Source organism: Desulfarculus baarsii DSM 2075 (assembly GCF_000143965.1).
Lineage (GTDB): Bacteria > Desulfobacterota > Desulfarculia > Desulfarculales > Desulfarculaceae > Desulfarculus > Desulfarculus baarsii.
This window is the reverse complement of sequence record NC_014365.1, coordinates 1,317,441-1,341,236: the sequence shown is the minus strand read 5'-3', so window position 1 is coordinate 1,341,236 and position 23,796 is coordinate 1,317,441. Positions and strand designations below refer to the sequence as shown.

The window sequence follows — 23,796 nt, the reverse complement described above, 5'->3', positions numbered from 1 at the left end:
AAAGGCATCCACGGAAAAGGCATGGCGGCCGGGTGGAGCGTGAGGACGTATGGAAACAAAAGATGATCTCATCATGGCCACGGTGCGGCAACTTCGGGTTGTGGTCGTCAAATACGCCCGAACCGAGGAAATGCCGATCCCTGTCGAGGAGGGCGTCGAGGTCACGACCCGGGAGGCGCATACCATCGAGGCCGTGGGCAACCAGAAGCAGATGAGCGTCACCGATGTGGCCAACGCCTTTGGCATCACTAAAAGCGCGGCGTCCCAGATGGTGTCCAGGCTGTGCAGAAAGGGGTTTCTCGAAAAAAAGCAGGCCCCGCACAGCAATAAGGAATTCCAGTTGACGCTGACGCCGCTTGGGCAAAAGGCGTTTGATGCCCACGAGCGATTCCATGGCCAGGACAGGGCGGCCCTGATAGAGCGTCTGCGCGGGTTTTCCCTGTCTCATATCGCCACGATTTCCGTGATGCTCGAAGCCATCGGAGAAGTGATGGACAATCGTCTCTCGCGCTAGCCAGCGCGGCCCTTTTTTTTCACCTAATGGTTAAGCTAATTAACTAAATAGGGTTGGAGAGCCCCATGAAAACACCCAAGACCTCGCTCATTGACTTTGCGGTCAACCGCTCCAAGTGGGTCGCGTTCGGGCTTTTGGCGATCATGGTCTTTTTCGCGATGTTTTTCCCGAACATGACCATGGATACCGATCCGGAAAACATGCTGGAGCCCACCGAGCCCGTGCGGGTTTTTCACAACGCCGCCAAAAAACGGTTCGACCTGAGCGACACCATCGTCGTCGGCGTCATCAAGGACAACGACCCCCATGGCGTGTTCAATCCGCGGACCCTGGCCCATGTCTTCGAACTGACCCGCTTCGCCAAAACCCTGCGCTACGAAGACCCCAAGCACCCGGGGAAAACAACGGGCGTCATCGAGGTGGACATGGTTGCCCCCTCGATGGTGGATCACATGCGCCAGGCCGGGCCGGGGACCATCGCCTTCGAGTGGCTCATGCGTCGACCGCCGACCACCGAGGCCGAGGCCCTGGCCGTGCGCGACAAGGCCCTGTCAAACCCGCTCCTCGTGGGTCAGATGGTCTCGGCTGACGGCAAGGCCCTGTGCCTGTACCTGCCCCTGACGGACAAACTCCTCAGCTACGATGTCTATACGGCGCTGCGGGAAAAGATAAGGGAGTTCGGCGACGCCGAGGACTGGCACATCGCCGGGCTGCCCGTGGCCGAAGGGGCCATCGGCGTCGAGATGTTCAGCGAGATGGTCATTGCCTCGCCCCTGGCCATGGTTCTGATCTTCGGCATGCTCTACGCGATGTTCCGCAGATGGAGCATGGTCATCCTGCCCATGCTCATCGCCACGGCGACCGTGGTCGCCACCCTGGGGGCCATGATCGCCCTGGGCTTGCCGGTCCATATCCTCAGTTCCATGCTGCCCATCTTTCTCATGTCCATCTCCATCTGCGACGCCATCCATGTCCTCTCGGAGTTTTTTGATGTCTACACCGCGGAGAAAGGGCGCAAGGAAAGCATCAAAGAGGTCATGAACACGCTTTTCATGCCCATGTTCTATACCTCGCTCACCACCGCCGCCGGATTTTTCTCCTTCGTCACCACCGACATTCCCCCGGCCAGGGTGTTCGGCGCGTTTGTCGGGGTGGGCGTCATGTTCGCCTGGATCATCACCATCCTCTTCGTTCCCGCCTACATCATGCTTCTGCCGGAGCGGACGTTGCGCGATTTCGGCATGGCGGCGCACCGGGGGGGGCGGGATTCCTGGCTGACGCGGCTGCTGCATCGTTTGGGGGAAATCGCCTGCCAGCGCTCAAAGGTGGTTCTGGCCGTGTTCCTGGCTTGCACCGCCCTTTCCGTCTGGGGCATGTCGCAGATTGCCATCAACGACAACTATGCCAAGCGGTTTGCCGTGGGCCATCCCATTCGCGAGGCGGACACGGCGCTCAACAGGCATTTCGGCGGCACGTATACGGCGTCGCTGGTTTTGGATGCAAAAAAGGGGGAAGAGGTCTTCAAGCGGCCGGACGTCCTCAACTACATGGCGGCCATGCAGACTTGGCTGGAAAGGAACCGATACATCGGCAAAAGCACGTCCCTGGCCGACATCGTGCGCAAGGTGCACCAGGAACTCGTTGACGGCAGGCCCGAGAATTATCGGATCCCGCCAACGGAAGGGGCCGTCGCCGAGTGCGTCATGCAATACCAGCAAAGCCACAAGCCGCACGACATCTGGCATTTCGTAACCCCGGAATTCGATTCGGCCAACATCTTCATGCAGTTTCAAAGCGGCGACAGCACGCGCACCGAGGCGGCGGTAAAGGCCATCCAGTCCTATATCGAAAATAACAAGCCGCCCGTCGCATTGTCGTGCCAGTTCGCCGGACTGCATTACATCAACTACATTTTTCAAGGAAAAATGTTCTGGGGGATGCTCGGTTCCCTGGCCGGAAGCTATATCATCGTGCTGGTCATGATGACCGTGCTTTTCCGGTCGGTCGCATGGGGATTTTTGTGCATGATCCCCATGACGCTGACCATCATGTTCATGTACGGCGCGCTTGGGTTCCTCGGGCTTGATTACGACATGCCCGTCGCCGTCCTCGGGGCCATTTCCCTGGGCATCGCCGTGGATTTCGCCATCCACTTCCTGGAACGCAGCCGGCAGATCACTTCGCAAACGGGCTCCTGGGAGAAGGCCGCCCCCCGGATGTTCGGCGAACCAGCCCGAGCCATCAGCCGCAACGTCATCATCATCGCTTTCGGTTTTCTGCCCATGCTGGTCGCCGCGCTGGTCCCCTACAAGACGACCGGCATCCTCCTTTTCTCCATTCTGATCATCTCCGGCGTGGTCACGCTGGTTCTGCTGCCGGCCCTCCTGACGGTGGGAAGGAGGTGGTTCTTCCGGGCCAGGCGTTTCTCGACCCAGGGGGATGCCGGGGCGTCGCATGACAGGCCGGCGCTGGTCACGGTCGGGATCGGCGCAGCCAAAGGCGGCGCGGCCGATGACGCCGGGAGGGAATAGGCCGCGCTCAAAGCGGGCGAAAATCTCGCAAGAAACGCTTGGAACACAAAAAACGGCAAGGAGACGCGCAATGAAAAAAATATGCGGGCTTATCCTGATGGCGCTGGGCGTCTTTAGCGTCGCGGGCCAATGCGGCGCGGGCGAGGACGCCCCGCCCGTTGAAACCATCATCGCCAGGTCGAATCATGCCTCGCTGTACCAGGGGGCGGACGCCCAGGGGACGACGACCATGACGATCACCGACAAGCAGGGCCGGACGCGCAAGCGCCAATTCAACATGATGCGCAAAAACACCGACGCCAAGGACGCCGAACAGAAGTACTTCGTCTACTTCATTGAGCCATCGGACGTGCGCAGAATGGTGTTCATGGTGCACAAACACGTCGGCGAGGGAAAAGACGACGACCGCTGGCTCTATATGCCGAGCCTCGACCTCGTCAAGCGTATCGCGGCCAGCGATAAGCGCACGAGTTTCGTCGGGTCGGATTTCCTCTACGAGGACATCTCCGGCCGCGGCCCCGAGGAGGACGCCCATGAGCTTCTGGAAACCACGGACAGCTATTTTGTCGTGAAAAATACTCCGAAAAACCCGGACGCCGTGGAGTTCGCCTCGTACGTCGCCCATATCGACAAGACCACCTTCCTTCCCATGAAGATCGAATATTTCAAGGACGACAACAGGCCGTATCGGGTGATCGAAGTCATGGCCGTGGAGCCCGTCGAGGCCACGGAAAATGGCCAGCGGGTCGTCTACCCCACGGTTGTCCGCTCGGTGGCCAGAGACCTGGAAAGCGGCGGCCAGACGGAAATGGTGTTCACCAGAATTCGCTACAACGCCGGGTTGACGGACGACCTTTTCACCGAGCGCTATCTGCGGCGCGCGCCCAAAGAGGTCATGCAATGATGGGCGCGACCATTCCGGCCGGGGCCTGGCGGGGAATCGTCTCCCGCCTGGCCCTGGCGGCCCTGGTCCTGGCCGTCGCGGGCGACTGCCTGGCCGCGTCCTTGCCAGACCACTTCAGCACGCCGGAAGTGCACGGTTTCCTGGAGCTCCGGACCGGCTGCCGCACCCAGTCCGATCCCCACGAGAAAGACGCCTCCGTCCTGGAGACGCGGCTACAGGCGGAGGCGTCCACGCAGACCGACTGGGCGCAGTTCAAGTTCAAAGGAGATGTCTGGTACGACGGCGTCCTCGAAAGGGCCCGCTATGACACCCGCGAGGCCTGGATGTTTCTGCGCCCCTCCGAAATCCTCGACATCAAGATCGGGCGGCAGGTGCTGACCTGGGGCACCGGTGATCTGGTCTTCCTCAACGACCTGTTCCCCAAGGACTGGCAGTCCTTTTTCATCGGCCGGGACGCCGAGTACCTCAAGACGCCATCCGACAGCGTCAAAGCCAGCCTGTTTTGGGATTTCCTCAACGCGGATTTCGTGTTCACGCCGCTTTTCGCCAGCGACCGTTTCATCACGGGGCAATATATCTCGTATTGGAACGGCGCACTGGGACGCCTGGCCGGCAACGAGTCGGAATTGGATTTCGAAAAACCCAACCAGTGGTTTACCGACGCCGAGTACGCGGCTCGTTTGTACCAGACCGTCGGGGCCTATGAACTCGCCCTCTATGGCTATTGCGGCTTCTGGAAGAATCCTGGCGGCGTCGCCGCTTCCGGAGAAGCCATCTTTCCGCGCCTGCGCGTCCATGGCGCCAGCGTCCGGGGACCGCTGGCCGGAGGGATCGGCAACATCGAGGTGGCCTACTACGATTCCGTCGACGACCCCGACGGGCGCGATCCGCGCATCAACAACTCCGAAATGCGCTATCTCGTCGGCTTCGCCCGGGAGATCGGCCGGGATTGCAACGCCAGCGTGCAATACTATGTGGAACAGCAACTGGATTATCAGCAATATCGAAAAACCTTCACGGGTGAGCAGCCCCGGGACGAGTTGCGGCATGTGCTGACATTGCAGCTCACCAAGCTGCTCATGAACCAGAATCTGGAACTGTCCCTTTCCGGCTACTGGTCGCCAAGCGACCGCGACGCCTATCTGCGCCCGAAAATTCTCTATAAATGGACCGACAACATCAACCAGGAGATCGGCGCCAACATCTTCCTCGGGCGACGGGACGACACCATGTTCGGCCAATACAAGGCCGACACGAATATCTATATGTCCCTGCGCTATAGTTTTTAGCGCGGCAAACGCGAGGTTGCGCACGAGACGCGGCCAACAACCGGCAGCCTTGCAACGCTGCCCCATGCTGGGAGAATTTCGCCATGCAGACTTGGCGTCATAGCGATCCGCCCGCCGGAAAACGCCGCCATCCGTCGAGCTACGGGATGCAGGATCCACAAATCATTTTTGACGCCCTGGGGCTCGAACCGGGAGACGCCTTCCTGGACGCCGGCTGCGGCCTGGGCGAGTACGCCCTGGAGGCCGCGCGCATCGTCGGGCCCACGGGCATGGTCCACGCCTTCGACATCACGCCCGGCTGCATCGAGGATTTGTCGCGCCAGGCCGCCATGCATGGCCTGACCCAGGTGCGCGCCGCGGTGGTCGACATCACCAGGCCGCTGCCCTTGCCGGATGAATCCATAACGGCCGGACTGTTGGGCACGGTGCTGCACATTCCGCCGGTGGCCCAGGCCATGAAGGAGGTGATCATGGAGATGGGCCGGGTGTTGCGGCCAGGAGGCAGGCTCGGCGTCATCGAATGCAATCCGCACTCCCCTTGTGGGCCGCCACGGTCCATGCGACCAACGGCGACGCGGATCACCAACGCCTTGGAGGCGTGCGGCTTCATGTCCCTCGGCGTGCAAGACATGGGATACTTGTACCTGGCGTTGTTCGCAAAACCATCGTCCTGACCAGGCGGCTTTGCGCCGGGGACGCCTCTTTTCGCATGGCTCCCAGGCCCGTTTTCCCCACTCCTGGGCGGGATTAGGCCAGTAAACAAAAAGGGCCCGGGATTTCTCCCAGGCCCTTGGCTTGTTTTGGTAGCGGGGACAGGATTTGAACCTGTGACCTTCGGGTTATGAGCCCGACGAGCTACCGAGCTGCTCCACCCCGCGTCAAGTGATCGAACTATATAGGCAGATGCCCCCCCTGTCAACCGCCGCGCCAAACTCTTGTGCGCCATGGCCGCTTGGGTTAGGATGGGTGATCAACGTTCACCGGTACAAGTTTTGGAAGGACGCCCACCATGAACGTACACGAATATCAGGCCAAACAGATGCTCGCGGCCTTTGGCGTGCCCGTGCCCAAGGGCGGCTTGGCCGAATCGGCCGCCCAGGCCCAGGACGTGGCCAATGGCTTGGCCGCCGAGGGCTACGTGGTCAAGGCCCAGATCCACGCCGGCGGCCGGGGCAAGGGCGGCGGTGTCAAGGTGGTCAAGACGGCCGCCGAGGCCGCCGAGGCCGCGGCCAAGATGCTGGGCATGCATCTGGTCACCCACCAGACCGGGCCCGAGGGCAAAAAGGTGCGCAAGGTGTGGATCGAACAGGCCACGGCCATCGCCAAGGAGCTTTACCTGGCCGTGGTGCTCGACCGCGCCTCCGAGTGCCTGGCCGTGATGGCCTCGCCCGATGGCGGCATGGATATCGAGGAAGTGGCCGCCAAGACCCCGGAGCGCATCTTTGCCACGCGCATCGACCCCGGCCAGAGCCTGTGGGCTTTCCAGGCGCGCAAGCTGCTGTTCGGCTGCGGCCTGAACGCCGCCCAGGTGCGCCAGGGCGAAACGCTATTGAAAAACCTGGCGCGCCTGGCCTGGGAAAAAGAAGCCACCCTGGTGGAGATCAACCCCCTGGTGGTCACCGCCGCCGGCGATCTGCTGGCCGTCGACGCCAAGATCAACTTTGACGACAGCGCCCTCAAGCGCCAGCCCGACGTGGCCGCCCTCAAGGATCCCCTGGAGACCGACCCCCTGGAGCTGGCCGCCACCGAGCAGGGCCTGAACTATATCCGCCTAAACGGCAACGTGGGCACCATGGTCAACGGCGCGGGCCTGGCCATGGCCACCATGGACGTGATCAAGATGGCCGGAGCCGAGCCGGCCAACTTCCTCGACGTGGGCGGCGGCGCCTCCGAGGAGATGATCACCAAGGCCTTTGAGATCATCTTGGAAGACCAGAATGTCCAGGCGATTTTGATCAACATTTTCGGCGGCATTTTGCGTTGCGACGTGCTGGCCGCCGGCGTGGTGGCCGCCGCGCGCAAGGTCGATCTGAAACTGCCGCTGGTGGTGCGCCTGGAAGGCACCAACGTCGAGGAAGGACGGCGCATCCTGGCCGAAAGCGACCTGGCCTTCGAAGTGGCCGCGTCACTTTCCGAGGCGGCCGAAAAGATCGCCAAGGTGGCGGGAGGGTCCAAATGAGCATCCTGGTCAACAAAAATTCCCGGGTGGTGGTGCAGGGCGTCACCGGCCGCGAGGGCATGTTCCACACCGAAAAGATGATCGAATACGGCACCAACGTGGTGGCCGGCGTGACGCCGGGCAAGGGCGGGAGCACGGTTTTGGGCGCGCCGGTCTTTGACACCGTGGCCCAGGCCGTGGCCCAGACCGGCGCGGACGTCAGCGTCGTTTTCGTGCCGGCCGCCTTCGCCGCCGACGCCGCCTGCGAGGCCGCCGACGCCGGGATCAAGCTGGTGGTGGTCATCACCGAGCACATCCCGGCCAAGGACATGATCATGGCCAAGGCCTATCTGCGGGCCAGAGGCGTGCTGATGGTCGGGCCCAACTGCCCCGGCGTGATCACCCCCGGCGAGTGCAAACTGGGCATCATGCCCGGCTACATCCACAAGCCCGGCAAGGTGGGCCTGATCAGCCGCTCGGGCACGCTGACCTACGAGGTGGTGCATCAACTGACCCAGGCCGGTCTGGGCCAGAGCACCTGCATCGGCATCGGCGGCGATCCGATCATCGGCCTGGGCTTCGTGGAGCTGCTGAAGCTGTTCGCCGCGGACGACCAGACCGAGGCCGTCTGCACCATCGGCGAGATCGGCGGCGACGCCGAGGAACGGGCCGCGGCCCTGGTCAAGGCCGGCTATCCCAAGCCGGTGTTTGGCTTCGTGGCCGGCCTGACCGCCCCGCCGGGCAAGCGCATGGGCCACGCCGGGGCCATCATCAGCGGCGGCAAGGGCAAGGCCGCCGACAAGCTGGCGGCCATGGAGGACGCCGGCATCACGGTGGTGCGCCGCCTGGGCGATTTCGGCGCGACCGTGGCCAAGGTTCTGGGCTAGGGCCATAAGACTCAACGGGCCGGTCGGCGCGGGTGACGAGCCCGGGCCGACCGGCCTAACGCGAAACGGGGGCGGCCAGGATGGACCAGGGCCAGATCATCGACACCCCCTTTGGCCAAGTGAGCCTGCGCCTGTTGGACGCGCCCGAGCAGCTCGAAGGCCTGAGCTTGGACGAAGGCTTTGGCCAGTTCGAGCGCTATCGCTCGTTTTTCCCGGATATGGCCAGCCTGCAACGCCAGTTGGCCCGGCCGGGGGCGCTGTTGGCCGTGGCCCTGCTGGGGCGGGCCATCGTGGCCTACGCCCTGCTGCGGCCGGCCATGGCCGATGAGCGCTGGACCCAACTGGCCGATCCGCCGATGATGGAGCTGATCGTAGAGGCGGCGCGCAATCGACGCGGCGGCGGGCTGATGAAGCCCCTGGTGGCCATGGTCGTCCAGCGCCCGGAAAACGACGAGCGTATCGTCTACCTGGTGGCTTATTGCTGGACGTGGGATCTGGACGACACCGGCAAGACCATGGCCCAATATCGCCAGACGCTCAAGAGCCTGGTCGAGGGTCTGGGCCTGCGCGAATACCCCACCAACGAGCCCAACGTGGCCCTGCGGCCGGAAAACCTCTTCATGGCCCGGCTGGGGGCCAAGATCGAGGCCGACCGCGCCTGCAAGCGTCGTTTCAGCAATCTGCTGTTCGGCATCCAGGAAGACTGGTAAACTATTCGGCCAAGATGGCTGGATTGCTTGTCAAATCAATGTTGTGGGCCCTTTGGGCGGCGGGGCTGGCGCTTGCCGCGCGTCTGGCGGCCCAGCACGGCGGCCTGCCCGTCCAGTGGCGCGACGGCTTGGCCGTGGCCGCGGCGTTGTTTTTGGCCGTGGCCGTGCCGTTTGTCATCCAGCACATCAAAACCCAGCGCCTCCACCGCTCGGGCGTGCATCTCATCGACGCCATGGATGGCCAGACCTTCGAGCGCTATCTGGCCGCCATCTTTCGTCGCAACGGATTCAAGGTAAAAACCACGGCCAAAAGCGGCGACTATGGGGCTGATCTATTGCTGTGGCGCGACGGCCAGAGCATCGTCGTCCAGGCCAAGCGCCATCAAGGCGTGGTCGGCCTGGCCGCCGTGCAGCAGGCCGCCGCCGCCCGCCAGCATTACGGCGCCGATCAGGCCATGGTCGTGGCCAGCAGCCGTTTTTCGCGCCAGGCCCGACTGTTGGCCCAGAGCAACGGCGTCCAGCTCTGGGACCGCGCCGTGCTGCAAGCGGTGGCCACCGGACGCAAAACCATCAGGCGCAACTGACGCGCAACACAGCCGAGGGGACAAATCATGCTGCCACTCAGACAAGACTACCTGCCCTTTTCGCGGCCGTCGTTTGGCCCCGAGGAAGAGCGCGAGATCATTGAATGCCTGCGTTCGGGCTGGATCACCACCGGCCCGCGCACCCACCGTTTCGAGGAGGCGTTCGCCGCTTTTTGCGGCGCGCCCCACGCCGTGGCCTGCAACTCGGGCACCTCGGCGCTGCAACTGGCCGTGGCCGCACTTGGCCTGGGCCCCGGCGACGACGTGCTGGTCCCCAGCTTCACCTGGGTCTCCACGGCGGCGGTGGTGGCGCATCAGGGGGCCCGGCCGGTGCTCTGCGAGATCGACCCCCAGGCCTGGACCATGGACCCAGTTTGGCTGGAGCGCTTCATCGAAACGCGCTACAAAAAGGACGCCGCCGGCCTGATGGTCGGCCCCGAGGGCGGCCGGCTGCGGGCGATGATTCCGGTGCACTACGCCGGCCAGGCCGCCGACATGGCCCCGCTGATGGAGCTGGCCCAAAAATATGGCCTGAAGGTCATCGAGGACGCGGCCCACTGCGTGGGCTCCACCTACCAGGGCCGCCACCTGGGCCTCATCGGCGACGTGGGCTGCTTTTCGTTCTACGCCAACAAGAACATGACCACCGCCGAGGGCGGCATGCTGATCTGCCGCGATCAAGCCCTGGCCGACAAGCTGCGCGTGCTGGGCATGCACGGCCTGAGCAAGGACGCCTGGAAGCGCTACGCCAAGGGCGGTTCGTGGTGGCAGCCGGTGGTGGAGCTGGGCTTCAAGTTCAACATGACCGACATCGCCGCCTCGCTGGGCCTGCATCAACTGGCCAAGGTCGAGGGCTTCAACCAGCGCCGCCGCCAGCTCGCCGCCATCTACGACCAGGGCCTGAGCGGCCTGACGAACCTGAGCGTCTGCCAGGATCTGGGCCGTGGCGTCCACGCCCGGCACCTCTACGCCATCTGCCTGGAGCCCGGCGCGCCCCTGGACAAAACAGCGATGATCGCCGCCCTGGCCCAGCGCAACATCGGCGCGGGCGTGCACTATATTCCCGTGCACATCCATCCGTATTATCAGCAGAATTTCGGTTATAAACGGGGCGATCTGCCCGCCACCGAGCGCGTCTACGACGGCCAGATCAGCCTGCCCCTGTTCCCCGACATGACCGACGACGACGCGGCCTACGTCATCGACAGCGTGCGCGGCCTGCTGGCCGGCTGACGGGTCAGGGGCGGTAGGCCTCGGCCCAGGGCGCGGGCTGGCCAAAACGCGCCAGCGGAACGATGGCCTGGCTGTCCAGGCTCAGGCAGAACTCCAGGTCGTCGGCCTGGCCCAGGCGGCGCAAACGCCGCGCGCCGGGGCAGTCCAGCAGCCGGCGGCGGATGGCGGCGAAATCGGGTCGCTGGCCGCGCAGGCGCTGGGCCAGGAACCAGGCCGCCGCGTCGTCCTCGTCGGCGGGCTGGCGGGCCTCCAGGCCCATGGCCAGCAGGCTCACCCGCCGTGGCGCACACTCCTCGATGGCCCGCGCCAAGGCGGCGGCCCCGGCAAAGGCGCCATAAAACACCCGCGCCGCGCCGCCCAGGCGGTGGATGGCCTTGGTGCCGGCCGAGGTGGTCAGGATGACCTCCCGGCCCGGCCGCGTGAGCCGGGCGGCCTGGGCCGGCGAGTTGCCGCCGTCAAAGTCGGCTGGCGGCAGCCCGCCGCGCTCGCCCAGCAGGGCCGCCCGGGGCCTGGCGGCCTTCAGGCGGCGGGCCGCGTCCAGTTCATTCACCAGAAAGACCCTGCCCGCCCCGGCCGCCAGCAGGGCCAGGATGGTGTTGGACGCGCGAAAGATATCCAGCACCACCACCACGCCGTCCAGCGACTCCAGATCATCGGCCGGCGAGACGATGTCGATCTCCATGGTCACGGCCAGCGGCTCTAGTAGGGCTGGCTCACGTCCAGCGGGAAACGATAGACCTTCTCGCCGAACTCGCTGTGCACCGGGATCAGCAAGGTGACCTCGGCGGGCCAATCGCCCCAGGCGGCGATATCGTTGCCGCTGGGCGGCGCGAAACGCACCGCGCCGTCTTCCTCGACCAGGTTGGCCGGTCGCACCAGGTCGCGCAGGGTCGCGCCGGCGGCCAGCGCGGTGGGATGCTGGGCGGCCATGGGGCTGAAATAATCCACGCCGTTGTGGATGGCGTGGTGCGTCTGGCCGTTGATGTCGACATAGAAGACGCGGTTCCAGTCGATGACCAGGGGCCCGTCGGAGGTGTTATGCAAAACGATGTTGAAGGCGTAGTCCTGGTCTTCCTCCAGGGTGATGGTCACGTCGAAGACGTCGTCGTTGAAGCTCCACTGGCTCAGGCCGGTGTCGTAGGTGAGCATGGTGTTGGGATAGGTGTCGAGCTGCTGGGTGTAATAATCGGCGTAGTAGTCGCGGGCGGCCTGGCCGCCGCAGGCGCTCAGGGCCATGGCGGCGGCGATGAGCAGGCAGAAGGTCGTGGCGCGGGCGAAAATGGTTTTCATGGTCACTCCCGTGTGGTCGCGCGCGGCGCGCGCGGCGCGTCAATCCGTAAACAGCCTGGTGCTGAGATAGCGCTCGCCGGTGCTGGGCAAGACGGTGACGATGGTCTTGCCGGCGTGCTCGGGCCGGGCGGCCAGGTCCATGGCCGCCCAGACGTTGGCCCCGGAGGATATGCCGCAGAGCAGGCCCTGGCGGGCGGCCAGCAGGCGGGCGACAGTCAGGGCGTCCTCGCCGTCGACGGCGATGACCTCGTCGATGAGCGAGCGCTCCAGCACCGGCGGCACGAAGCCCGCGCCGATGCCCTGGATCAGGTGCGGCCCGGCCTGGCCGCCGGCCAGCACCGGCGATTGGGCCGGCTCCACGGCCACCGACCACAGGTCGGGCTTGCGGGCCTTGAGGGCCTGGCTGACGCCGGTGATGGTGCCGCCGGTGCCCACGCCGGCCACGAAGATATCGACCTGGCCGTCGGTGTCGGCCCAGATCTCGGGGCCGGTGGTCTGGCGATGGGCGGCCGGGTTGGCCGGGTTGGCGAACTGGTTGGGCATGTGGGCCCCGGGGTTTTGGGCCACGATGCGCCGGGCCTCGTCCACCGCGCCGTTCATGCCCAGCGCCCCTGGCGTCAGCACCAGCTCGGCGCCCAGGTGAACCAGCAGCTTGCGGCGCTCGACGCTCATGGTCTCGGGCATGCAAAGCTTCAGGCGCATTTTTTTCAGCGCGCAGACCATGGCCAGGCCGATGCCCGTGTTGCCGCTGGTGGGCTCGACCACCAGCGACCCCGGCCCGATCGATCCCGCGGCCTCGGCCGCCTCGATCATGGCCAGGGCGATGCGATCCTTGACGCTGCCCAGGGGGTTTTGATACTCCAGCTTGGCCAGCACCCTGGCCCTTGTCCCCGGGAAAAGCGACCCGTCGATGGCCACCAGCGGCGTGCGGCCGACGGCCTGGCTAACTTGGGACAACACGCCCATTGACGCTCCTGCGATGCGGCTGTTGGCGGCCGCGGTCATTTGGGGCCGATGTAGCGAAGCTCGGGCTCGGCCATGATCACCCTGGTGTCGGGCGGCACCGATCTGGTCAGCCAGACATTGCCGCCGATCACCGAACGCGCCCCGACCACGGTGTCGCCGCCGAGAATGGTGGCCCCGGCGTAAATTACCACGTCGTCGCCGATGGTGGGGTGACGCTTTTGGCTTTTTAGCCGCTCGACCTGATCGCGGGGCAGGCTCAGCGCGCCCAGGGTCACGCCCTGATAGACGCGCACGCCGTCGCCGATCACCGCCGTGCCGCCGATGACCACGCCCGTGCCGTGGTCCATGAAAAAGCGCCGGCCGATCTCGGCGGCCGGGTGGATGTCGATGCCCGTGCGGCTGTGGGCGTGCTCGGTCATCATGCGCGGCAGCATGGGCACGTCCAGATGCAGCAGGGCGTGGGCCAGACGATAGACGGTGATGGCCAACAGGCCCGGATAGCTGAAAATCACTTCATCGGGCGAGGACGTGGCCGGGTCGCCTTCCAGGGCGGCGCGCACGTCCTCGGCCAGCAGCTCGCGCAGCGCCGGCAGTTGCTCGATGAACCAATAGGCCGCCTCGTCGCCGCGCTGGCGGCAGTGGGTGCACTCCAGGTCTTGCCGCAGGCACTCGTGGCGCACCGCCCGCGAGATCTGTTCGGCCAGCAGTTCATAGAGCCGCACCGTCTCCTGGCCCAGATGATACTCCAGGTTGACCCGGTCCAGGGGGCCGTCCTCGAAATAGCCGGGAAAGATGATGCGCCGGCCGAGGTTTACGATCTCGACCACGGCCTGGCGCTTGGGCAGGGGGGCCGAACTGACGTGCTCGTAACAGCGCTCCGTGCCACAGGTGGCCACCAGCCGCCGCACGATACGGGGCAGGCGTTCGACCATGCTGGCCGATTGTTCCTCGTCCCACTGGCACGTCGCTTCAACGGCCCCTGGCAGATGTATCTTCATGGCCAATGCTCCTGACTTGGCGTGGGCGATGGTTTCAGGCTACACCAGCGGCCGGCCCCGGTCAAAGGGCCTGGCCCGCCGCGCTGGCCGGCGGCCGGGGCAGCACGTCAAAGGCCGCCCGCGCCGTGGCCCGGCCCCACGGCCCGCTGACCACAAGCTCCAACACGTGGCGACCGGGGCGCAGCGGCGCGCGGCGATGCAACGGATCACCCTCGGCGGGCAGCTCTTGGCCGTCCAACAGCCAACGCGCGGCGCTCACCGGGCCGGGGGCCTTGGCCTGGCAGGCCAAGACCTGCAAGCCCGCCGGCAGGTCCGGGTCCAGGGCGTAAACGGCCCCGTGGGTGGGCCGCACCAACTCCAGACCGGGCTGCGGCGTGGCGTCGGACGCCTGGTGGCCCGGCGAGCGACGGCCGGCCGGGCCAAAGCCGGCCATGAAGTATTCCTCGACCGTCCGCTGGCAGTCCGGCCCGGCCAGTTGGCCCGAATCGGCGCGGACGCGCAGCCTGCGCACGCCCGGCGGCCACGGCGGCAACGCGCCCGGCGCGCGGCGATGCAAAAACATCATCGCCTTGCGCCACAGCGGCCCGGCCCCGCTCAGGCCGCTGACGCCCCGCATCGGCCGGCCCGCGAAATCGCCCACCCACACGCCCACGGTGTAATCGGCGGTGAAGCCCAGGCACCAGTTATCGCGAAAATGCTGGCTGGTGCCGGTCTTGACCGCCGCCGGAAAAGGCAGCTCCAGCAGACTGTGCCGGCCAAAACCCAGGGCCCGGGCCTGATCGTCGGCCAGGACGTCGGCGATCAGCCGGCAGGCCGCCGGGTCCAGGGCCTGGCGCTCGACGGCCGGCGCCTGGCCGGGCCACAGCCGCGCCGGGGCCCAGCGGCCGCCCGCGGCCAAGGCGGCGTAGGCGACGGTCAGATCGAGCAGCGAGACCTCGCCGTTGCCCAGGGCCAGGCCCAGGCCATAGTGATCGGCCGCGCGGGGCAGGGCCAACCCCAGCCCGCGCAGGCCGGCCAACACTCGTGGCTGGCCCAGCTTGTCCACCAGGCGTAGCGCCGGCAAGTTCAACGAGCTGGCCAACGCCACCCGCAAGCTGACCATGCCGCGGTGGCGGCCGTCATAATCCACCGGACGAAAAACGCCGCCGGCCGTGGCCAGGCCCAAGGGCTCGTCGGCCAGGCGCTCGGCCAGGGTGTGGCCGCGCTCCAGGGCCAAGGCGTAGATGAAGGGCTTGAGGGCGCTGCCCGGCTGGCGCGGGGCCAAGACGCCATCGACCTGGCCGGCATTGGGGTCTTGCCAATCGGCCGAACCGACCCAGGCCAGCACGGCGCGGTCGCTGTTGCGCAACACCAGAATGGCGGCCTGGCGCATGCCAAGCTCGCGGCCCTGGCGGACGTGCTCGGCGGCCAAGGCGCTCAGGGCCGCTTGCAGCTCCGGGTCGATGAACGTGGGCGTGGCCGCCGGCGCGTCGGGCGGCAGGCGACGGGCCAGGGCCCTGGCGAAGTGGGGCGCGCTGGGCCGGGGCGGCGGCGCGCCGACCTCCACCGGCGCGGCCAGGGCGCGAGCGAGCGCGGCGCGGTCCAACACTCCGGCCTGGGCCATGGCCCGCAAGATGGCGTCGCGGCGGGCTTTCAGCCTGGGGCGCTGGCTTTTGGCCAAAAGGCCCGATGGATTTTTGGGCAGAGCGGCCAATAGCGCCGCCTCGTGGGGGGCCAGGCGTTGGGGGGCCTTGCCCAAGAGCAGGCGGCTGGCCGCGCCCACGCCCACCAGCGGCCCGCCAAAGGGCGCGCGGTTGAGGTATTGGCCCAGGATCTCGTCCTTGCCCAGGCGGGCCTCCAGCCACAGGGCCGTGGCCGCCTCATCCAGCTTGGCCGCCAGCGTACGGCGCTGGGGCCGCAGCAGGCGGGCCAACTGCATGCTGATCGTCGAGCCGCCCGAGACCACCCGACCGGCGCGCAGCCACTGCCAGGCGGCCCGGCCCAGGGCCAGGGGGTCCACGCCGGGGTGGGCGTAAAAACGGCGATCCTCTGCGGCGATCAGCGCCGCGCGCAACAGCGGCGTGATCTCGGACGTCGGCGTCCACGGCCCCTGGCGCGTCAGCGGGTTGGCCAACTGGGCGAGGATCTGGCCATCGGCGGCCAGGATCAAGCGATCCTTGGCCGGGCCGTAGCCCTCGGCCGGAAGCTGGCCCGGCCACAGCGCGATCACGCCCCACAGGGCCAGCGGCAGAAGCGCCGTGGCCAGCGCCAGGCCGATCAGGCGCTTTTTCACCGCACCTCCACCGTCTCCTCGGCCGTCTGGCCAAAGACCTCGGGCGCGTACATCTCCTCGGCCCTGGCCGGCCGCATCACAAACGAGCCCGGGGCCACCGCCCGCAGCACGAAGCGATAAGAATACACCCCCGGATTGAGCTGGGGAGCGTAAAGCAACAGCCCGTCCTTGCACAGCTCGCGCCACAGCCAGGGCCAGGCCCCCGCGTCGTCCTGGGCGGCGAAGGCCGCGCGCTCGGGCTCCAGGCCGGCCGGATAGGGAACCTCCACCGCCACGTGGTGGCGGGTCTGGCTGACGGCGACGGTGATGAAGCACTCCACCCGCTGGGTCAGGCGCCAGGGCGGCTCGCCGCCGTCGGGCGCGCTGAGGAAGCGGGCCAGGCGCAGCCCGGCGTTGATCGGCTTGTTCGGGTTGCCCCCGGGCTCGTAGGCCAGGCGGGCCGTCCAGAACAGCGCCCCTTGGCCCTTGGCCGAGACGACAAGCTCTTGGCGCTGGCCCGGCGCAAGCAGATCGCGCACCATCCGCGCCGTCAGCGGCCCTTGCCGGCCGTCGGCAAAGCCGCCCTGGAGCAGCTCGCGGCCGGCCAGGCTGACGGCCACGTTCAGCGGGCCGCCTTGCGCGCCGGCCTGCCGCAGATAGGCCCGCAAGGCCCACAGGCCAAAGACAGCCTCTTGGGTGGAGATGCTCTCTTGATCGGCCAGGCGGCCGGCCACCCAGCGGGCCAGCTTGGCCGCGAGCGGGTGATCGGGCCGAGCCGCGCAGAGGGCCCAGAGCACGGCGGCGTTGTCGCGCAGGGTCGAGCCCAGCGCCAGCTTCATGCCCTCGGGGTTGATGGTGGTGAAGTGAGCCTCGGTGGCCGTGACGTCGGCCAGGGGCTCCAGCCGGGCCAGCAACGTCTCCAGCGCGCCCGGCGTCTTGCCGGCGGCGGCGGCCTGGATCAGAGCGGCCAGGCCAAAGGGCCCCAGGCCGTCCAGACGGGTCAGGGCCGACTCCAGGGCCGCGCGGGCGTTCTGGCCAGCGCTGGCCAGGGCCCAGATGGCCAGGGCCTCGCTGGTGGCGTAATAGAAGTCGCGGCGTTGGCCGGGCCGGCGTTCGTTGAGGGTCTGGCGCAGATACTCGATCAGGCGCTTGCGCTCGTCATCGCCGAGCTTGGGTCCGGCCTGGGCGATCTGGCCGTCGGCCAACAGGGTGTAGGCGCTGAGGAACAACTCGGCGCTGTCCTGGCCCCGCCAATAGGCAAAACCACCCGATGACGTTTGATAATCCATGGCCAGGGCCATGGTGGCTTGGACGGCGGCCAGGTCGTCGGGGGCCGGGGTCAGGCCCAGGGCCGGGCCTTCGCCCAGGCGCAGGGCCCTGGCCGCGGCGCGACTCAGACGCTGCTCCCAGCAATCAAAGGGATATTCCACCAGCATTTGCGTGGGCCGGGCCATGGCCGGGGCCAGGGACGGGGCCAGGTTCACCACCAGGCCGCCCCGGCCGGGCCGCGCGCCGACGGGCAGCTCCAGGGGCGTGGCCGCGCTCTTTTGCCCGCCATCGGGCCGAAGCGCCCCGGAGGCCGCGGTGGTGACCAGGGCCGCGCGGGGGTTGACCGCAAGCGAATAGCGCGCCGCGTCAAGCTCGTCACCGGCGCTGGCCCGCACGTCCAAAACGGCCGTGCCCGGCCGCTCGGCCGTGACCCAGAAGCCCACGGTCCGACCGCCGCCGCCGGGCGGCAGATCAAGCTCCTGAGCGGCCGGATCGGAGATGTGCAGGCCCACGGCCTTCAGCTCGACGCGGGCCTTCAGCGGCGCGCGCCCCAGGTTCTGCACCACGAAGCGGGCCTGAAGCCGATCGCCGCTGGTGACAAAGCGCGGCAGGGCCGACAAAACCTGCAAGGGCCGGCTGGCCCGCACCTGGGCCTTGGCCATGGCGAAACCGTCGAGCTTGTCGGCGGCCACGGCCACCACTCGATAGGCCGTGAGGGTGTCGGGCAGGCGGAAAGCGGCCGTCAGGCGGCCATGAGCGTCGGTCTGGCCCATGGCCAGCCAAAAAACCGCCGGATGGAAGCGCTGGCGCACGGCCTGGCCCAGGCCGCCGCCGCCGGCCCCGCCCTCGCCTTTCTGCGAGGCCAAGACCTTGCCGATGACCTGGGTGCGCGCGTCGGCGGTGAGTACGGCCAGGCCGTCCATGCGGCCGAAGGTCTGGTTGGGGTCGTAGGAATTATCGTCGCCGGCGGCGGTGAGCACGCGCTCGTCAACGGCCAGCAAGGTCACCTGGGCCGGGGCCGGCGCGCCATCGCGCGAGACCTCGACGGTGGCGCGAATCTCCTGGCCAGGCCGGGCCTGTTCGGCGTCCACGCTCACTTTGGCCGCCAGGCCGCCGCCAGGCCGGCGCACGTTGAGGGCCACGTAGCCGATGCGCACCTGGGGCTTGCCCAAATCCACGCCCATGCGCACCGGTTCGGCCACCCGGCCACGAATCAGCAGCACGCCCACGTAGACGCCCGGCGCGTCGGCCTGTTCCACGGCCACGTCGATGACCGGGGCCGGGCCCTCGATCTGGCGCACCTGCACGCGGCGCACGCCCCGGCGCTCGACGCTGATCAGCGCCGTGGCCTTGGCGAAGGGGTTTTTGATCAGGATCTTGGCCGACTGGCCGGGGGCCAGGTCGTCGTTTTGCGCGACCAGCTCCAGGCGGTGGCCGTCAAAGCGCTCCCAGCCGGCCTGGCCGGGGCCGCTGGCCCACAGATACGACGCGCTACGGCTCAGGCGGCCGGCGGCGTCCTTGGCCTCGGCCACGATGACGTAGGTTCCGGCCTGGGGCGGGGTGAAGTCAAAGCCGCCGCCCTCGGCGGCCAGGTCCAGGGTCTGGCTGAAGACCTCCTGTCGCCGGGCCTGGCCCAGATAGCGATAATAACCGCCGGGGCCGCGCTCGCGCACGGTCTCCCACCACTGGCGATAGGCCTTGACGCTGACGGCGGAGGCGGCCAGAGCCTGGTTATCCACGCCGGCGGCCAGCAGCTCGATTTTGGCCGCCGCGCCGGCGCTGGCCAAAAGCGGCGTCTTGACGCCCAGATAAAACTGGGCCGGATGGGCCACCACGTTGGAGACGGCCACGTGAGTGACGCCGGCCACGTCGCTGGCCGCCGCCTCCAGGCGCACGTTGACCGGCAGCCCCGGCAGCGGCTCGGCGGCAGGCAGGCCGAACTTGGCCTGGCCGCTGGCGTCGAGGGCGGCGTCTTGCTGGCCCAGGTCTTTGTTCTGGTTGGGCTCTTGGCCCGGCAGGGGCAGATCGCCCACGGCGTAGTCGGCCAGGCGCGCGGGCGCGAAGGTCGTGGGCTCCTGGCCGGCCTTGAGCTGGGCCTTGCCGCCGGCCACGGGCGCGCCAAAGAGATATTGCGCATCAACCCGGGCCTGGCCCAGGGGCCCCGCGCCGACGTGAGCGGCCGGCGCGTTCAGCTCGACCTTGAAGTCGGGCGGCCGGAACGAGGCCACCTGGAAGCCGCCGGCGCTGATTTCATCCTTGCCGACCATCAGCGAGATGGCATGCGCGCCCAGGCGGGCGTCCTGGCCCAGCTTCAATTCGCAGGCCAGCGCGCCGTAGGGGTTGGCGTCGGCCTTTTGCTCGAAAACAATCCGGCCATAAGGATCCTTGACCAGCACCCGCGCCGTCAGCGGATGGGCGGCGACCAGGCCCTGGGCCGCGTGGCGGCGCGCGTAGACCACGAAACGCACCTGCTGGCCGGGTTGATACAAGGGCAGTTGGACCAGGGCGTGGGCGGCCAGCGGCGGCGAACCTTGGGGGCCGACATAGTTGACCTGATAGGGCAGCTCGTAGACCAGGTCCGCGCCCCAGTCGCCGGGCAGCACGGCGAAATCCTCGCCGCGTCTGGCCAGCAGGTAGACCACCGGATCGCGCCAGGAGCGCTCTTTGTCCGGCGCGGGGTCGAGTTGGGCCAGGGCCGGCAGTTGGGCCAGGCCTTGGGCGTCGGAAAGGCCTTTCCACAGCACGCGGTTTTTGCGGTCGCGCAACTCCAGCGCCACGCCTTCCAGGGGCCCGCCGCCCGACAGGCTGGTCAGCCAGGCCAAGCCGCCATCGGCCCCCAACTTGAGCGAAAGACCCAGGTCGCTGACCTGCACCAGGCTGCGCTGCACCCGCTCGACGGGCTTGCCTTCTTCATCGGGCCAGGTGGCCCTGGCGTCCATCAGCACCAGGCCGCCCCGGGGCGAGCGGCCCAACAGCGCGGCCAGGTCCAACGGCCGCAAGATGCTCTGGTTGGCCGGGGCCTTGATCTTGAGCCGCTTGAGGACCACGCCCTCCTGGCCGGCCCGCAGGGGCTTGGGTTTGGCGTCCCAGGGCCGTTCCTGTTCGGCGGCCAGGGCCGGCACGGCCTGCTCGGGCCCGAAAAAGCGCAGGCCCAGATCCACCGCCGCCAGGTTGCGCACGCGCAGCGGGGCCACGCCCGGCGGCTCGATGACGCCCATCTCTGGCCCCAGGGCCATGATCGGGTTGCGCTGGCCGATGGCCAGTTCGATGCTCTGGGCCTTGAGGCTTTTCGCGCCGTAGTCGTCGGTCAGGCCGGGCTCGATGGTCAGGCGATATTTTTGGCCCGGCTGGAAGGGCAGATCGAGGCTGATCCAGCACGATCCGCTCTCCTCGGGCTCGGCCGTGGGCAGCTCCAGGGCCGGCTCGATGCGCAGCTTGGCCAGCAGGTCGGCCATCTTGACGGGGTTGTTGAACTCCAGAGTCAACGAGGCGGCCGGATCCAGCCCGCCCAGCACCGCCCGCGACATCTCCCATTTATTCAGGCGCGTGGCGCCAAAGCTCGTGTAATCGGCGCTGAAGGCCTCGCTGGAGGGCATATCGCCGTCGGCCGGCATGACGCCAGGGGCCACCAGGAGGTTGACCTTGGCGTCGATGGGCAGACTCTCCACGGGGCTGACAATATAAGAGGCGGCCAGGCCCTGGGAGCCGTCTTGCCACTGGGGCGGCGGCTCGTAATCCACCGTGGCCGCCACCGGCCGGCCATTGACCGACAGCGAAAGCTTCGCGCGTAGCGACTCCAACCGGGCGGGCTGGTTGATGGTCAGCCTGATCTGGGGCTTGGGGCCTAGTTCCTCGCCGGCCTGGGGGCCAAATTCGGTCACGGTCAACGGCGGGGTGGCGGCGAAAGCCTCCACGGCCTGGGCCAGCACCGCCCCGGAAAGCGCTTTGGCGCCGGCCGGCACGGTGAGTTTGATGCGCGTGGCCCCAGCGATGGGCTTGTCGAGGATATAGGCCAGGGTCTGGGGGTCGAGCCAGCGGAAGGCCCCCGGCGGCATGGGCTCCAGGCGTAGCGGCGCGCTGGCCTCGTCCTGCTTGGCCGCGCCCAGGGCGACCATGGGTTGGTCGAAGACGACGACGATCTGGCTCAGACGTTCGGTCTGGCCGGCTGGCAGCAGGCTCAGCACCTTGAGGGCGGCCGGCCCTTCGATTTTGGCCCAGGTCGGCCCGGCCAACAGGCAGAGCCCGGCCAACAGCAACATGCCGGCCCACGAGCCGCGGCGCGCCTTGGCCCACATCCCACGATTTTTCATATGTGCGCTCCAGAGAGTTTCCGTCCGCAGGTCTTTGCTGTCAGTCTAGGACGGCGGGCGTGGCCCGTCAACAACCGCTTGCCGCCGATGGGCCAAGCGTCAAAGAGGCAGGGCCAGCAGGTTGCCGGCCAGAGGCCTTTGCCAATCGACCGGCAACAACAGGTCGCGGCTGAAGCGGGTGATGTAATAAACATCGTAGTGGTGCTCGGCGAAAATATCGGCCAGGACTTGCTTGGCCCGCGCGGCCTGACTGGCCTGGGGGAAGTTCTGGTCCTCGTGCTCGAAGACAACATAGGGCCGGGCCCGGGAAAGCAGGCGAGCGGCCCCGGCCAGGGCCTGGGCCTCGTAGCCCTGGATGTCGAGCTTGATCACGCCGGGCTCAATCCGCCGGCCTTCGAAGTAGTCGTCGAGGGTGATCACCTCCACGGCCATGACCCGGCCGGGATGATCGATCTTGGGCGGCTGGACGAACGACGAATCGCCCAGATATTGGCCGTCAAAGGCGTGAAACTCCAGCGTTCCGGGGCGCTCGCCCACGGCCTTTTCCACCACGTGGACCTTGGCCTCGGGGTTGAGGGCCAGGTTGTGGCGCAAGCGCGCCAAGGCCAGGGGATTGGGCTCGAAAGAGTGGACCTCCACCTCCGGCAGGGCCAGGGCCCAGGGGATGGCCAGGCCGCCGACGTTGCCGCCCACGTCGGCGATGGCCAGGCCGGGGCGGGCCAGGTCGGCCACCAACTCCAGCACGTCGCGGTCGAAATAGCCGCTTTGCAGGATTTTCCATTCCAGGGGGTAGGTCATCTCGCAGCGAAAAAAGACCGAGGCACCGCGAAAGCTGGTCCGCTTCAGGGCCGGCCCGGGCGTGAACTGTAGGGCGTCCCTCTCCGAAAAATAGCCGCCGTCGGCCGGGTGCTTGCCGCGGGCCAGGCGCTTCAAATAATGTATGGCGTCGATCTGCTCGAAACGCCGCAGCAGCCCAAGCTTGTACAGCAACTTGAAAATCTTGCGCGTCATGCCCGACGTCCTCCGCTGGCGGGCCGCCTGTCCGGGAGCCTGACGTTTTATAGCATTGTGGCGGACCAAACAAAAGCGGGCTTTTCAGCGCCGCCGCCGCCGGGATGACGGGCTTTATCTCGAGCTTGGCCATGGTCTATAATGACGTTAACGATCAGGCCAAACGCCAACCCCCGCCACGGGAGCGCTCGATGAAGATCAAGCACTGGATGAGCCCCAACCCCATCACCGTCAGCGAGGACACCCAGGTCACCGCCGCCCACAAGATCATGGCCGAAAACCGCGTGCGCCGCCTGCCGGTGGTCGACGGCGAGGGCCGCCTCAAGGGCCTGATCACCCTGCGCAACATCATCGCCGCCTCGCCCTCGGCGGCCGAGGCCCTCAGCCGCCATGAGATGAACGCCCTGATGGCCAAGCTCAAGGTCGGCCACATCATGGTCAAAAACCCCGAGACCGTCTCGCCCGAGGATTCGGTGATGGACGTGGTGCGCGACGGTCACGTGCGGGGCATCGGGGCCTTTCCGGTGGTGGAGGACGGCAAGTTGGTGGGCATCGTCACCGAGACGGAAATATTTCGGGCGATGCTGCACATCTTTGGCGCGCACCAGGGCAACAGCATCGTGGTCATCGAAAATGTCGATCTGGAAAACAGCCTGGGCGAGGTGAGCAAGATCGCCGCCCTGGTCGAGGAGATCGGCGTGCCGGTGGAGGCGGTCTTCAGCCTGCGCCAACGCCGGGGCGTGGGCCACCGCGTCTATCTGCGGGCCCAGGCGCCAGACCCGGCCCCGGTGGCGGCCAGGCTGGCCAAGGCCGGCTACAAGGTGGCCAAGTAGCGCCCCCACCACGGCGCGAAAACGCCCCCACGCCGCCCGCGCGGCGTGGGGGGCGCTG

18 protein-coding genes and 1 tRNA gene are annotated in these 23,796 nt (G+C 67.3%); 11 read left to right on the top strand and 8 right to left on the bottom strand.

Annotated elements, in window-relative coordinates; all coding sequences use genetic code 11:
* The first annotated feature begins 49 nt into the window (after positions 1-49).
* The 5 genes from DEBA_RS05945 to DEBA_RS05925 all read left to right on the top strand — a co-directional run bounded on the left by DEBA_RS05945 (position 50) and on the right by DEBA_RS05925 (position 5,912).
* Positions 50-514 (top strand): MarR family winged helix-turn-helix transcriptional regulator, encoded by a 465-nt coding sequence (locus tag DEBA_RS05945; RefSeq protein ID WP_013258012.1) that lies wholly within the window; start codon positions 50-52, stop codon positions 512-514.
* 65 nt (positions 515-579) lie between these two features.
* Positions 580-3,045: an efflux RND transporter permease subunit gene (locus tag DEBA_RS05940; RefSeq protein WP_013258011.1), complete on the top strand. Its 2,466-nt coding sequence runs from the start codon at positions 580-582 to the stop codon at positions 3,043-3,045.
* A gap of 70 nt (positions 3,046-3,115) precedes the next feature.
* Positions 3,116-3,949 carry an outer membrane lipoprotein-sorting protein gene (locus DEBA_RS05935; protein ID WP_013258010.1) on the top strand — a complete coding sequence of 278 codons (834 nt, stop codon included), beginning with the start codon at positions 3,116-3,118 and terminating at the stop codon, positions 3,947-3,949.
* Entirely contained in the window at positions 3,946-5,238 is a 1,293-nt protein-coding gene (locus tag DEBA_RS05930) for a hypothetical protein (RefSeq protein ID WP_013258009.1), read from the top strand. The genes DEBA_RS05935 and DEBA_RS05930 overlap by 4 nt, the downstream gene beginning before the upstream one ends.
* A 146-nt stretch (positions 5,239-5,384) precedes the next feature.
* Positions 5,385-5,912, top strand: a complete 528-nt coding sequence (locus tag DEBA_RS05925; RefSeq protein WP_222832042.1) for a class I SAM-dependent methyltransferase — start codon at positions 5,385-5,387, stop codon at positions 5,910-5,912.
* Positions 5,913-6,039: 127 nt separating this feature from the next.
* Here the strand turns inward: DEBA_RS05925 and DEBA_RS05920 are convergent.
* Positions 6,040-6,116, bottom strand: a tRNA-Met gene (locus DEBA_RS05920).
* Positions 6,117-6,247: 131 nt separating this feature from the next.
* Between DEBA_RS05920 and sucC the strand changes: the two genes are divergently transcribed.
* From sucC to DEBA_RS05895, 5 genes are all read left to right on the top strand, one after another.
* Complete coding sequence (gene sucC, locus DEBA_RS05915) at positions 6,248-7,417, top strand: ADP-forming succinate--CoA ligase subunit beta (protein WP_013258007.1); 1,170 nt, start codon at positions 6,248-6,250, stop codon at positions 7,415-7,417.
* Positions 7,414-8,283: a succinate--CoA ligase subunit alpha gene (gene sucD / locus DEBA_RS05910; RefSeq protein WP_013258006.1), complete on the top strand. Its 870-nt coding sequence runs from the start codon at positions 7,414-7,416 to the stop codon at positions 8,281-8,283. Before sucC ends, sucD begins: the two co-directional genes overlap by 4 nt.
* 80 nt (positions 8,284-8,363) lie before the next feature.
* Complete coding sequence (locus tag DEBA_RS05905; protein WP_013258005.1) at positions 8,364-8,993, top strand: hypothetical protein; 630 nt, start codon at positions 8,364-8,366, stop codon at positions 8,991-8,993.
* Positions 8,994-9,031: 38 nt separating this feature from the next.
* Positions 9,032-9,577, top strand: coding sequence for a restriction endonuclease (locus DEBA_RS05900; RefSeq protein WP_013258004.1), 546 nt, complete (start codon positions 9,032-9,034; stop codon positions 9,575-9,577).
* Between the two features lie 27 nt (positions 9,578-9,604).
* Positions 9,605-10,810 (top strand): DegT/DnrJ/EryC1/StrS family aminotransferase, encoded by a 1,206-nt coding sequence (locus DEBA_RS05895; protein ID WP_013258003.1) that lies wholly within the window; start codon positions 9,605-9,607, stop codon positions 10,808-10,810.
* Positions 10,811-10,814: 4 nt separating this feature from the next.
* Here the strand turns inward: DEBA_RS05895 and DEBA_RS05890 are convergent, their stop codons facing one another.
* The 7 genes from DEBA_RS05890 to DEBA_RS05860 form a co-directional block, all read right to left on the bottom strand.
* Complete coding sequence (locus DEBA_RS05890; RefSeq protein WP_013258002.1) at positions 10,815-11,492, bottom strand: 2-phosphosulfolactate phosphatase; 678 nt, start codon at positions 11,490-11,492, stop codon at positions 10,815-10,817.
* Between the two features lie 17 nt (positions 11,493-11,509).
* Positions 11,510-12,100 carry a hypothetical protein gene (locus tag DEBA_RS05885; RefSeq protein WP_013258001.1) on the bottom strand — a complete coding sequence of 197 codons (591 nt, stop codon included), beginning with the start codon at positions 12,098-12,100 and terminating at the stop codon, positions 11,510-11,512.
* Positions 12,101-12,139: 39 nt separating this feature from the next.
* A complete protein-coding gene (gene cysK, locus DEBA_RS05880; protein WP_013258000.1) occupies positions 12,140-13,066 on the bottom strand; it encodes a cysteine synthase A in 927 nt (308 codons plus the stop codon).
* A gap of 35 nt (positions 13,067-13,101) precedes the next feature.
* Entirely contained in the window at positions 13,102-14,064 is a 963-nt protein-coding gene (locus DEBA_RS05875; protein ID WP_013257999.1) for a serine O-acetyltransferase, read from the bottom strand.
* Between the two features lie 61 nt (positions 14,065-14,125).
* Positions 14,126-16,336 carry a penicillin-binding protein 1C gene (pbpC, locus tag DEBA_RS05870; protein WP_013257998.1) on the bottom strand — a complete coding sequence of 737 codons (2,211 nt, stop codon included), beginning with the start codon at positions 16,334-16,336 and terminating at the stop codon, positions 14,126-14,128.
* Entirely contained in the window at positions 16,333-21,894 is a 5,562-nt protein-coding gene (locus DEBA_RS05865) for an alpha-2-macroglobulin family protein (protein ID WP_013257997.1), read from the bottom strand. The genes pbpC and DEBA_RS05865 overlap by 4 nt, the downstream gene beginning before the upstream one ends.
* 99 nt (positions 21,895-21,993) lie before the next feature.
* A complete protein-coding gene (locus tag DEBA_RS05860) occupies positions 21,994-22,905 on the bottom strand; it encodes an FkbM family methyltransferase (protein WP_013257996.1) in 912 nt (303 codons plus the stop codon).
* A 191-nt stretch (positions 22,906-23,096) separates the two neighbouring features.
* Between DEBA_RS05860 and DEBA_RS16885 the strand changes: the two genes are divergently transcribed.
* Positions 23,097-23,738: a CBS and ACT domain-containing protein gene (locus DEBA_RS16885; RefSeq protein WP_013257995.1), complete on the top strand. Its 642-nt coding sequence runs from the start codon at positions 23,097-23,099 to the stop codon at positions 23,736-23,738.
* The last annotated feature ends 58 nt before the right edge of the window (positions 23,739-23,796 follow it).